Below are 12,094 nucleotides of genomic sequence, written 5' to 3'. Positions count from 1 at the left end.
AACCTCATTCTTATGGGAATAGCGGTGCGCCCATAAGGCCAGCCCCTTCTTCCAGACCAAGCATCAGGTTCGCGTTCTGAATGGCCTGCCCCGATGATCCTTTGCACAGGTTATCCAGTGCAGCAACCACCAAGGCCCGACCGGGAACGCGATCCCCGACAACCCCGATATGCACGAAATTCGACCCCCGCACATCATGAGTTGAGGGTGTTGTGCCAAAAGGTAGCACATGAAGCATTGATTCAGCGCAATATCGGGCCTGCAAAACTTCGTGAAGGCGCGTGGCGTCCCCGTCCAGCCATGCAGTGGCCAGAATGCCGCGATTCATTGGCAGCAGATGCGGCGTGAACTGGATATGGACCGGACGTCCCGCGATACGGCTGAATTCTTGATCAAATTCCCCCAAATGCCGGTGTGTGCCCCCCGCCGCATAGGCCTGCGTCCCTTCGGACAATTCCGCATGCAGCAGATTTTCCTTCAGCGCCCGCCCTGCCCCGCTGACCCCGCATTTCAAATCCAGAATGATGCGGTCCAGATCAATGACCCCCGCTTCGATCAACGGGCGCAGGATATACTGCCCTGTTGCCGCATTGCAGCCCGTACCAGCCACCAGACGCGCGGCGCGAATTTCATCGCGGTAAAATTCGGTCAGGCCATAGACGGCCTCGCGCTGGATATCCGGGGCGGCATGGGGCTGACCATACCATTTTTTATAATCCGCCACATCGCGCAGGCGGAAATCGGCAGACAGGTCAACGATTTTCAGGTAGCGCGGCAATTCCTTGATCACGGCCTGCGATGTTGCGTGTGGCAGCGCACAGAAGGCAAGATCAATGGCAGAAAAATCCACATCCTCGATCCGGCACAGGTCCGGCAAGTCCAGATGGCGCAGGAATGGAAACACCTGCGCCATGGACTGGCCTGCCTTGCGTTCGCCTGTCAGCGCGGCAATTTTCATATGCGGATGGGTAGAGATCAGGCGCACGAGTTCGGCGCCCGTATAGCCGGATGCGCCCAGAATGGCGATGGATTTGGTCATGGGTCTGGTTCCCTGTACAGTGGGGGTGCGGGTGCGGGCGTTTGGGAAAAAGCGCGCTCCGCGCGGGAGTATTTGGGGCAAGATGAAAGCGGGCGCGGTTATGCGGCCCGAAAGGTGATTTGTCGTCGCAAGAATTGCGTGGCCTTGCGCGAGACATTGAGCGGATCACCCGTGGTCAGAAAGGCGCTGTCCTTGCCGGGTCCGATCATGTCGGGGCGGCGGGTCAGATAATCATCAAGGCTGGCGGCCACCAGATTGGGTTGCGAATAGACATCGACCCCCGCCCCCAGCGCTTCGCGAAACGCATGTTCGACCAGCGGGTAATGGGTACAGCCGAGAACAGCGGCTTCAGGGCGGGGCATACGGCGCAAAAGTGCCTCCACATGGGAATGCACCAGCGCTTCGGCCAGCTGCATATCGCCTTGTTCAATGGCGTCCACCACACCGCCGCAGGGCTGCGCCTCGACATCGACACCGATGGCACGAAAGGCCAGTTCGCGCTGGAAGGCGCGGCTTGACACAGTGGCGGGTGTGGCAAACAAGGCCACATGCTTGACCGCCACTTCGCGCGGTGGGGAATTGTCGCCCCAGCCACGTTCAGTCAATGCCTCGATCAGCGGGACAAAGACACCCAGCACGCGCTTGTTTTCGGGCACCCAGGTTTCCTGCATCCGTTTCAGCGCCGCCGCCGACGCAGTGTTGCACGCCAGAATGACCAGATCACAGCCATCCTGCCACAGGCGTTCCACGCCCGCGCAGGTCAGCGCGTATATGTCTTCAGCATCGCGCACGCCGTAAGGGGTATGCGCGTTATCGCCCAGATAGACAAAAGGCACGTCCGGCATGCGTTCGGTCAATGCACCCAGAACGGTCAATCCACCCAAACCCGAATCGAATACGCCAACCGCCATGCACCTGCCCCAAAGTCAAGGATTTCCCCCTGCATACGTCTGGCGCAGGCAGAAATCCAGCCTGTTCGCACCTATTGGGCCGCAATGCGGGCAGCAGGCGCGTCAAATGCCGCGAGCAATTCGGCGCGCCGCCGTGCAGCCGCATCCGCGTTGCGGTGCTTGACCGGCCCGAAGCCGCGAATTTGCAGCGGCAATTGCGCGAGGTCCACCGCGATATCATGCGTGTCCGGTGTCACCTGGGCCAGAATGCGCGGCATCAGCGCCTCATACTCGCGGATCAACTGCCGTTCCATACGGCGTTCCGCGGTGGTGCCGAAAGGGTCCAGCATTGTGCCGCGCAGCACCTTGAACCGTGCGAGAATGGCAAACACGCGCATGATCCGTGGCCCGAAGCTGCGCTTGACGGGACGGCCACCCGGCCCCATGCGCGACAGCAGCGGTGGCGCCAGATGAAAGCGGGGCGTGAAATCGCCGTCGAATTCTGCACGCGCCTTGTCCAGCGTGTGCAAATGCAGGCGGGCCACTTCATATTCGTCCTTATAAGACAGCAGCTTGTGATAGCCCTTGGCGACGGCTTCGCGCAGTTGCGCATCGGGGGCCATATCCACCAGTTTGCGGTAGCGTTTGGCAAGGCGCCTTGACTGGTAGGCCGCCAGATGGTCTGCGCGCTGCGCGATCATCTCATCCAGCGATTTCGGCATCTGCGCCACAGTGTCCGCCAGCGTTTTTGCAGCGGCCTTCGGGTGAACCACCGCCCAGCGCCCCAGCGCAAACGCGCGGGTGTTGCCGTCCACCGCCGCCTTGTTCAAGGTGATGGCCTGCAGAATCGCGCCCTCGGACAGGGGCACCAGCCCCATTTGCCACGCTGCGCCCAGCGCAATCATGTTGGAATAGATGCTGTCACCCAACAGCCGTCTGGCCAGTTCCGAGTAGTCGAACAGGTGCAGATTGTCGCCCAGCCGTGCCTGAAGCGCCATTTGCAGATCAGCGCCCGGAATGCGGAATTCGGTGTTGCGGGTGAAGTCGCCGGTGATGATTTCATGGGTGTTCACCGCCGCCCCAGTCTGACCACTGCGCATCAGGCCCAGTGTTTTCGCGCCTGCCGTCACCACCAGATCGCCGCCAATGACGCAATGCGCCTCGCCCACCGCCACGCGAATGGCGCTGATATCTTCAGGCGTGTTGGCGATGCGGCAATGGATATGCACCGCGCCCCCCTTCTGGGCCAGACCCGCCATTTCGATCATGCCCGCACCCTTGCCGTCAATATGCGCGGCCATCGACACGATTGCGCCAATCGTCACAACGCCCGTGCCGCCCACACCGGTGATGACAATGTTATGCGTGCCACGGATTTCAGGCAGCGCGGGGTCTGCCAGTTTCGGCAACTCGACTGATTGGGATGCCGCGCGGCGGGGTTTCGCGCCTTCCAGCGTGACAAAGGACGGGCAGAACCCCTTCAGGCAGGAGAAATCCTTGTTGCACGACGATTGGTCAATCGCGCGTTTGCGCCCGAATTCGGTTTCCACAGGCACAATGGACACGCAGTTCGACTGCACGCCACAATCCCCGCACCCTTCGCAAATGTCGGTATTGATGAACACGCGCTGGTCAGGGTCCGGAAATTCGCCACGTTTGCGCCGCCTGCGTTTTTCGGCAGCACAGGTCTGCACATAGATAATGGCGGAAACACCCTGATGGGTGGCGCAATCACGTTGCACGGTGTCAAAATCCGCGCGCGGGTGCCAGCCAACGGATTTCGGGAAATCCGCGCGGCGCGGTTCTTCCTTTTCGTCAAACACCACGTCGATTTTGCGCACGCCCATCGCGGCCAGTTCATGCGCAATCTGGTGCGGCGACAAGCCGCCTTCGTTCTTTTGTCCGCCCGTCATGGCGACTGCATCATTATACAGGATCTTGTAGGTGATGTTCGTGCCTGCCGCCAGCGCCGCGCGAATGGCCTGCACACCCGAATGGTTATAGGTGCCATCACCCAGATTCTGGAACATATGGGTGCGGTTGGAAAACGGGGCTTCACCAATCCAGTTCGCCCCCTCGCCGCCCATCTGGGTGAAGCCCACAGTGTTGCGGTCCATCCATTGCACCATGTAATGGCAGCCAATGCCGGCATAGGCACGGTGACCATCTGGCACACGGGTCGATGTGTTATGCGGACAGCCCGAACAGTAATAGGGCAGCCGCGCGGCCAGATCGGGGGCATTGTCAGCGCGGCGCGCATCAGCCAGCAGGGCAAGGCCTGCTTTCACACGCTCGGTGCCGCGCCCTTCTTCAATCAATATCGCGCCCAGACGTTCGGCAATCATGATCGGGTCCAGCGCATAGCGGGTGGGGAACAGTTCCACCTGCCGCCCGTGTTCCCATGTGTCGCCCTTGTGCCAGCCATAGACACGGCGCCCGCGCCGGTCGTCAAAAATCGCTTCCTTGACCTGAACTTCGATCAGCTTGCGCTTTTCCTCGACAACGACAATCAGCTCCAGCCCCTCGGCCCATTCATGGAAGCTTTCCATATCCAGCGGCCATGCCTGCCCGACCTTATAGGTGGTCAGGCCCAGACGCGCGGCTTCATCTGCGCCAATGCCCAACAGGTTCAGCGCATGCACAAGGTCCAGCCAGTTCTTGCCAGCCGCAACAAAGCCGATTTTGGCACCGGGTTTGCCAAGGATGCGGCGGTCCATACGATTGGCGCGCGAAAACGCTTCGGCGGCGAACCGCTTGTGGTCTATCATGCGCGCTTCTTGCGCCACAGGGGTGTCCACCAGCCGGATATTCAAGCCCCCGTCAGGCAAGATCAGGTCCGGCGTGACAAACTGCATCCGGTGCGGGTTGCCATCGACCACGGCGGTGGCTTCCACCGTGTCTTTCATCGTCTTCAGGCCGACCCAGACCCCCGCAAAGCGCGACAATGCATAGCCGTAATGGCCATAATCCAGCACTTCCTGAACGCCCGCCGGGGACAATACGGGAATATAGGCATCCACCATCGCCCAGTCGGATTGGTGCAATGTGGTGGATGATTCGCCCGTGTGGTCATCCCCCATCGCAACCAGCACCCCGCCACGCGGTGACGTGCCCGCCATATTGGCATGGCGAAATACATCCCCGCTGCGGTCCACGCCCGGCCCCTTGCCATACCACAGCCCGAACACACCGTCATAGCGCCCTTCACCGCGCAATTCGGCCTGCTGGCTGCCCCAAAGCGCAGTTGCGGCCAGGTCTTCGTTCAGCCCTTCCTGAAAGACGATATTCGCGGCGTCCAGCAACGCTTTCGCCCGGTTCATCTGCTGGTCAACCGCCCCAAGGGGGGACCCGCGATAGCCCGTCACATAACCCGCAGTGGTCACGCCCGCCTGTTGGTCGCGCGCGGCCTGTTGCAGCATCAGCCGCACCATAGCTTGCGTTCCATTCAGCAAAACGGGTGTCTTTTTCATGTCGAACCGGTCGTTCAACGAAATATCCTGCCGCCCCATCTGCACCTCCCAGCACTGTTGCGTATAAATAAATCATAGGTCAATATTTCTGACCTACAAAGTGAAAACTGGGTAAATCAGCGCTTTTGTGATCAGATAAAAGCCCGTAGAACGAATCATCTGCTTTTGCGCAAACATCTGTATGGAACTGTTGGTATGGACTGGGACAAGCTAAGAATATTTCACGCCGTTGCGGACGCGGGCAGCCTGACGCATGCCGGCGACACGCTGCAACTGTCCCAATCTGCCGTCAGCCGCCAGATTCGCTCGCTTGAAGAAGGGTTGGACACTGTCTTGTTCCACCGCCATGCCCGCGGGCTGATTCTGACGGAACAGGGCGAATTGCTGTTTGACGCCACCAAAGCCATGAGCAGGCAACTGGAAACCGCATCCGCGCGCATCCGCGACGCCGAGGATGAAGTCTATGGCGATTTGCGCGTGACCACCACAACCGGCTTCGGAACGCTGTTTCTGGCACCGCGCCTGACATCGCTTTATGCCCAATACCCCGACCTGCGCATTGACCTGATGCTGGAAGAACGCGTGCTGGACCTGCCCATGCGCGAAGCCGATGTGGCCATACGGATGAAAGAACCCAGTCAGGCTGATCTGATCCGCAAGCGCCTGATGACGGTCAACATGCGTCTTTTCGCCAGTTCGGAATATTTGCGCGCCCATGGAACCCCCCAGAAACTGGAGGACCTGAAGGATTTTCGCCTTGTGTCGCAGAACATCACCTCTGCTCAGGTCAGCGCAGGCGCGCAACTGATACGCGAACTGACTGCACAACCCACGCGGTCAAGCTTTACTGTAAACAACTACTTTGGCGTGCTTCAGGCCGCGTTGAACCATCTGGGAATCGGCGTGCTGCCCGATTACGTCGGAGAGGATTTTCCCGAACTGGTCCATGTTCTGCCCGACATTGCCAGCGGGGATATTCCGGTGTTTCTGGCCTATCCTGAAGAATTGCGCCATTCGCGCCGCATATCGGCCTTCCGCGATTTCGTTGTCGAAGAAATCGTGGCCTACAGGCGCGCGCGGCAAGTCTAAGGAATTTGCGCCCTGTCCAACATGAGACATGTTCGCAACGCATGACGGCATTGTGCCCGACGCAAGGCAATTTAACTTGCGTAATGTATGGGCAATAACCTATCTAATGGACAAGGCGTTTGGGTTTATGCCCGCGCCTTTACCTCCCTGTTGGACTAAGGCCGAGCTTCGCGCTCGGCCCTTTTTTTTGCGTTTTTCGCAGTGATTCAGTGCCCTCTGGCAGGCCAACCACGCACCAGCGCCCTACCAACGAAGCCCATAAAGATTTCAAACTGCCAAGAAAACGCACGCCATGCACAGCACTTCATCAGCGCGGGTCATCCGCCGCCTGCGGGGTCACTTTTCACTTTATGCGTGTATTTTGGCGCATGCGCCACAGTTTGACGACGTGACGCCAGACATAGCGTAGCTGCCCTCTTTCCCATCGCGGCCCTTTGCCGTAAGGGGATGCAACGGTCCGGCACTGGCGCGGGCCTCGTGTTTTTGCCCTGCCCGAAGGTGCCCTGATATGACCGAACCTGCCATCACCCCCGACCTGATTGCCGCGCATGGCCTTAGCCCTGATGAATATGACCGCATTCTGGACATTATCGGGCGTGAACCGACATTCACAGAATTGGGCATTTTTTCTGCCATGTGGAACGAGCATTGTTCCTACAAATCCTCCAAGAAATGGCTGCGCACCTTGCCCACCACTGGCCCACAGGTCATTTGCGGCCCCGGCGAAAATGCGGGAGTCGTGGATATTGGTGACGGGCAGGCCGTGATTTTCAAGATGGAAAGCCACAACCACCCCAGCTATATCGAACCCTATCAGGGGGCCGCAACTGGCGTGGGCGGCATTTTGCGCGATGTGTTCACCATGGGCGCGCGTCCGATTGCGGCAATGAACGCGCTAAGCTTCGGGGAACCGTCCCACCCCAAAACCCCCCATCTGGTGCGCGGCGTGGTCGAAGGTGTGGGCGGGTATGGCAACGCGTTCGGGGTGCCCACTGTGGGCGGCGAAGTGCGCTTTCACCCCGCCTATAACGGCAACTGCCTTGTGAACGCCTTTGCCGCCGGTCTGGCCGATGCAGATCAGATTTTCTACTCCGCCGCCAGCGGTGTCGGTATGCCGGTGGTCTATCTGGGCGCGAAAACCGGGCGCGACGGTGTGGGCGGGGCCACCATGGCCAGCGCTGAATTTGACGACACGATTGAAGAAAAACGCCCCACTGTGCAGGTGGGCGACCCGTTTACAGAAAAACGCCTGCTGGAAGCCTGTCTGGAGTTGATGTCCTCGGGCGCAGTGATTTCCATTCAGGACATGGGTGCGGCCGGTCTGACCTGTTCCGCGGTGGAAATGGGCGACAAGGGCGGGCTTGGCATCAAGCTGGAACTGGACCGCGTGCCGTGCCGCGAAACCGGCATGACCGCCTATGAAATGATGCTGTCGGAAAGCCAGGAACGCATGTTGATGGTGCTGAAACCATCCATGGAGGCGCAGGCGCGCGCGATATTCGAGAAATGGGATCTGGATTTCGCCATCGTCGGTGAAACCATCGCCGAAGACCGTTTCCTGATTCTGCAGGGCAATGAAACCCGCGCCGATCTGCCGCTGTCGAAACTTGCCTCCAGCGCGCCGGAATATGACCGGCCGTGGATTGACACGCCCGCCCCTGCTCCGTTGGACGATATTCCCGAAATCTCTGCACTGGACGGGTTGCGCGCGCTGATCACCTCGGCCAGCTACGCACATAAGGCGTGGGTATGGGAACAGTATGATACCATGGTCATGGCCGACACGGTGCGCGCGCCGGGCCTTGGCGCGGGTGTGGTGCGGGTCCATGGAACCGACAAGGCGCTGGCCTTTACCAGTGACGTAACCCCACGCTATGTGCGCGCCAACCCGTTCGAGGGCGGCAAGCAAGCCGTCGCAGAAGCCTATCGCAACCTGACGGCGGTGGGGGCCACACCGCTGGCAACGACCGATAACCTGAATTTCGGCAACCCTGAAAAGCCCGAAATCATGGGCCAGTTCGTGGGCGCCATCAAAGGGATTGGCGCAGCCTGTGCAGCGCTGGACATGCCTATCGTGTCGGGCAATGTGTCACTGTATAATGAAACCGACGGCCAGCCCATTTTGCCCACGCCCACCATTGGCGCAGTGGGGCTGATTGACCATGTGGACAATCTGATCGCAGGCTTGCCCGAAGACGGGGATCTGGTGCTGGTCATCGGCCAGACACAGGGCCATCTGGGCCAGTCCGCCCTTTTGGCAGAAGCCTTCGGGATGGAACAGGGCGACGCGCCGCATGTGGATCTGGACATGGAACGGCGCAACGGTGACTTCCTGCGCGGGAACCGCCAACTGGTGAAAGCGGCAACTGACCTGTCGGATGGCGGGCTTGCGCTGGCCGCATTTGAAATGGCCGCTGCCGCAGGGCTTGGCGTCACCCTGGACACTGACGACATTGAAACCCTGTTTGGCGAAGATCAGGCCCGCTATCTGGTCGCCTGCAGCTTCGATCAGGCAGAAGCGCTGATGGTGGCCGCCGGTCAGGCCGGTGTCACCCTTGCGCATATGGGTCGCTTCGGTGGCGACAGCGTGACATTCGGCAAGGACAGCGCGCCGCTGGCAGAACTGGATGCCCTGTACCAAACCGCCTTTGGTCGCGCGATCGGGGACGCTTGATTCCCGAACGGGCGGGGATTACCTTCAACCAAAGACAATCGGGGAAGCAAGATGGCCATCACTGCCGAAGAACTGGAAACCCTTCTGAAAGAAGGTTTTCCCGAAGCAAAAGTAACGATCACGGACCTTGCCGGTGACGGCAACCACTACGCCGCCGAAGTGATAGACCCAAGTTTCCGGGGCTTGAACCGCGTTCAGCAACAACGCGCGGTTTATGCCGCGCTGAAAGGCAAGATGGATGGCAATCACGGCGAATTGCATGCCCTTGCGCTGACGACCAAAGCCCCCGACTGACATTTGACAAAGGACCACAAAACCATGAGCGCGCAAGACACCATCAAACAAACCGTCGAAAGCAATGACGTGGTGCTGTATATGAAAGGCACCAAGACAATGCCGCAATGCGGGTTTTCCAGCCGCGTGGCGGGCGTTCTGAACTTCATGGGCGTTGAATATGCCGATGTGAATGTTCTTGCCGATGATGCCATTCGTCAGGGTATCAAGGATTATTCCGACTGGCCCACCATTCCCCAGCTTTATGTGAAGGGCGAATTCGTGGGCGGGTGCGACATCATCACTGAAATGACCCTGTCAGGCGAGTTGGACCAGTTGTTCGAAGCCAAAGGCGTGACCTATGACAAGGACGCCGCCGAGAAAATTCGCGAAGCGAACGCCTGATCCTTCGATGAATGTGACCATGGCAGCGCCATTGCGCCGCCATGGTCATTGCTCCGCGCGCGTGTTGGGCCATCGCCGGGGCGTTGTTGGCCTTATACCTCACGGATATGTCCATTTTCGTTGACCGCTTGCGCTATGCACAGTTTGCACAACCACTGTGCCATCATCGCGCAGCGTCATCGCCATTGCGCCGCTGGCGCGCAGATCGCGCGGGGTAATCAGCTGGCAGGTGCCCTGCACCGCGCTTTCGGGTTGGGCCGATGTCACCACAACCCGCCCTGCGATGCACAGCCCCGGCAAGGCCTCCAACCCGCGTTGCCCCAGCAGATGCACGACATCCAGCCCATTATGGTGCAGATGCACGACGGGGTTGCGCGGATCGGTCCCCCCTGTGCGCGCGAATGCATCCGCCTGCGCATCCATGTCGCCATCTGCCTGCAACCAGCTTTGCGCCGCGAAGGACCCTGCCCTGTCGCGGCTGATCATGCGCCCCTGTTGTCCCATAAGCCCCAACACAGCCCCATCCGGCGCAATCAGCAGATGCGGGCGCTCACTGGCCTGCGCCCAGCCCAGCAGCGCCAGTGCCATAGCACCCGCCCCCAACCACGCGCCGCGCCCGCGCCAGATGACCATCCAAACGCCGCCCAGCGCCATCAGCGGCAGAACCCACGCAGCAGGTTGCACCACCGGCATGATGGCCCCGTCAAACCCGCTGACAGTTTCGGCCACCCGCAAAATCCACAAAATGGCCGGTTCCATAACCCGCAAGCCGATCCATTCCAGCCCGAACGGCGCTAGCACGGCCGCCAGAACAGCGGCAGGCATGATCACAACCCCCATAAGCGGCACGGCGGCAAGATTGGCAATCAACCCGTATTCGGCCAATCGGTTGAAACTGGCCGCCGACACGGGCGCAGTTGCAATCCCCGCCACCATGGAACAGATAATGACGCTGACAACCGGCCAGACCCAACGCGGAATGGACCGGCGCCATTCGCGTTCCGCACTCAGAACACGGAAAACCGCCACCAGCGCCACAGTTGCCGCAAAACTCATCTGGAAGCCTGCCTGAACCAGCGCTTCGGGGCGCAAGGCCAGAATGACAATCGCCGCCATTGCAACAGATCGCAACGATATGGCGCGCCGGTCCAGCAAGATGGCGCAGAACATGACCGCCACCATGATGAAGGCGCGTTCTGTCGCCACATTGCCCCCCGACAAGGCCAGATAAAACGCCCCCGCGCCCAGCGCGCCCAGCGCAGCCAGCTTGCGGGTTGGCACCCTCAACGCGACCCAAGGCACAAGCGCCATCAGCAGCCGCAGCAGCCCGAAAATGAACCCCGTCAGCAACCCCATATGCAGCCCCGAGATGGCCAGCAGATGCGCCAGGTTGGACTGGCGCAATTCCTCCATGCGGGGCTGGCTTACGCCGGCGCGGTCCCCGGTCAGAATGGCGCTGGCAAACCCGCCTGCATCGCCGGGCAGACGGTCCTGTACCGCGCCCGATATCTGCATGCGCAGCCGGTGAATGCGCAACCCGGCAGCCCCTTCAATGGCGGGTGCGCGGGTCAGAACGGGACTGCGCGTGTATCCAACAGCGCCCAGCTTCTCGAACCACGCAAGGCGCCGAAAATCGAAGCCCCCCGGTTCGGACGGGGCGGGGGGCGGCGACAGGTGCCCGGTCAACATGACGCGCAGCCCCGGCACAGGGTCGATATATCCTTGCTGCCCATGCAGGCTGACGCGCACACGCGCAGGGGTTTGCGCAACGTCAACCCCTTCCAGAATGACCCTGTCCAGCGTCAGGCGCAAGGCATCACTGGCGGAACGGTCAATCTTGACAATGCGCCCTTCCACAGCGCCATAATACCGGTATGTCAGCACAGGCGCAGATACCAGATGCACGCGCAAACCCGCCAGCCCCATGCCCGCGGCCACAAAAACCGCCGCCAGCAGCAACGGCGCAGCATCTTCGGGCACAGCGCGGACCGCAGCGCATAACGCCACCGCAAACACCACAAGCCCCACCCATTCGCCCGCAGTCGGGTCGCGCGGCAGGGCAAAATACCCCCCGATGCCAACAGCAAGGCAGACAGGCACGAACAAGAACAGGTGCCCGCGCTGCAGTGCCACTGCCCGAAACAAGAAGGACCACGGCCCCGCAAGTCCGCTAACAGGAAAGGTCAGTAGATGCACCCTTGTTTCCCCCGCTGACCTTGCCTAGAACCACGGGTGATCCTGCCCTTACATAGTT

At 60.5% G+C, this 12,094-nt stretch carries 8 protein-coding genes; 4 read left to right on the top strand and 4 right to left on the bottom strand.

The genetic code is table 11. From position 1 onward, the window contains the following. Nucleotides 1-10 precede the first annotated feature (10 nt). The 3 genes from argC to ACTZWY_RS05095 all read right to left on the bottom strand — a co-directional run bounded on the left by argC (nt 11) and on the right by ACTZWY_RS05095 (nt 5,438). On the bottom strand, nt 11-1,039 hold the full coding sequence (gene argC, locus ACTZWY_RS05105) for an N-acetyl-gamma-glutamyl-phosphate reductase (RefSeq protein ID WP_444789609.1): 1,029 nt from the start codon (nt 1,037-1,039) through the stop codon (nt 11-13). 98 nt (nt 1,040-1,137) lie between these two features. Next, entirely contained in the window at nt 1,138-1,950 is an 813-nt protein-coding gene (locus ACTZWY_RS05100) for a glutamate racemase (protein WP_444789608.1), read from the bottom strand. 71 nt (nt 1,951-2,021) lie between these two features. Beyond that, nucleotides 2,022-5,438, bottom strand: coding sequence for an indolepyruvate ferredoxin oxidoreductase family protein (locus ACTZWY_RS05095; RefSeq protein WP_444789607.1), 3,417 nt, complete (start codon nt 5,436-5,438; stop codon nt 2,022-2,024). A 156-nt stretch (nt 5,439-5,594) separates the two neighbouring features. Between ACTZWY_RS05095 and ACTZWY_RS05090 the strand changes: the two genes are divergently transcribed. The 4 genes from ACTZWY_RS05090 to grxD all read left to right on the top strand — a co-directional run bounded on the left by ACTZWY_RS05090 (nt 5,595) and on the right by grxD (nt 9,840). Then, nucleotides 5,595-6,488, top strand: a complete 894-nt coding sequence (locus ACTZWY_RS05090; RefSeq protein WP_444789606.1) for a LysR family transcriptional regulator — start codon at nt 5,595-5,597, stop codon at nt 6,486-6,488. Nucleotides 6,489-6,996: 508 nt separating this feature from the next. Next, a complete protein-coding gene (gene purL, locus ACTZWY_RS05085) occupies nt 6,997-9,162 on the top strand; it encodes a phosphoribosylformylglycinamidine synthase subunit PurL (RefSeq protein WP_444789605.1) in 2,166 nt (721 codons plus the stop codon). Nucleotides 9,163-9,213: 51 nt separating this feature from the next. Next, nucleotides 9,214-9,456, top strand: coding sequence for a BolA/IbaG family iron-sulfur metabolism protein (locus ACTZWY_RS05080; RefSeq protein ID WP_444789604.1), 243 nt, complete (start codon nt 9,214-9,216; stop codon nt 9,454-9,456). 24 nt (nt 9,457-9,480) lie between these two features. Further along, nucleotides 9,481-9,840 carry a Grx4 family monothiol glutaredoxin gene (gene grxD, locus ACTZWY_RS05075; RefSeq protein WP_439561027.1) on the top strand — a complete coding sequence of 120 codons (360 nt, stop codon included), beginning with the start codon at nt 9,481-9,483 and terminating at the stop codon, nt 9,838-9,840. 99 nt (nt 9,841-9,939) lie between these two features. Here grxD and ACTZWY_RS05070 read toward each other — a convergent pair whose 3' ends face one another. Next, entirely contained in the window at nt 9,940-12,036 is a 2,097-nt protein-coding gene (locus ACTZWY_RS05070; protein ID WP_444789603.1) for a ComEC/Rec2 family competence protein, read from the bottom strand. Nucleotides 12,037-12,094: the final 58 nt, after the last annotated feature.

The organism is Roseinatronobacter sp. NSM, assembly GCF_052379845.1.
Classification (GTDB): domain Bacteria; phylum Pseudomonadota; class Alphaproteobacteria; order Rhodobacterales; family Rhodobacteraceae; genus Roseinatronobacter.
Note: the sequence above shows the minus strand (reverse complement) of the source record. Positions and strands in the feature narration are given on the sequence as shown.

Excerpts from the sequence above, each read along its gene's own strand:
- argC (WP_444789609.1), bottom strand. The coding sequence starts at position 1,039 with ATGACCAAATCCATCGCCATTCTGGGCGCATCCGGCTATACGGGCGCC.
- ACTZWY_RS05100 (WP_444789608.1), bottom strand. The coding sequence starts at position 1,950 with ATGGCGGTTGGCGTATTCGATTCGGGTTTGGGTGGATTGACCGTTCTG.
- ACTZWY_RS05095 (WP_444789607.1), bottom strand. The coding sequence starts at position 5,438 with ATGGGGCGGCAGGATATTTCGTTGAACGACCGGTTCGACATGAAAAAG.
- ACTZWY_RS05090 (WP_444789606.1), top strand. The coding sequence starts at position 5,595 with ATGGACTGGGACAAGCTAAGAATATTTCACGCCGTTGCGGACGCGGGC.
- purL (WP_444789605.1), top strand. The coding sequence starts at position 6,997 with ATGACCGAACCTGCCATCACCCCCGACCTGATTGCCGCGCATGGCCTT.
- ACTZWY_RS05080 (WP_444789604.1), top strand. The coding sequence starts at position 9,214 with ATGGCCATCACTGCCGAAGAACTGGAAACCCTTCTGAAAGAAGGTTTT.
- grxD (WP_439561027.1), top strand. The coding sequence starts at position 9,481 with ATGAGCGCGCAAGACACCATCAAACAAACCGTCGAAAGCAATGACGTG.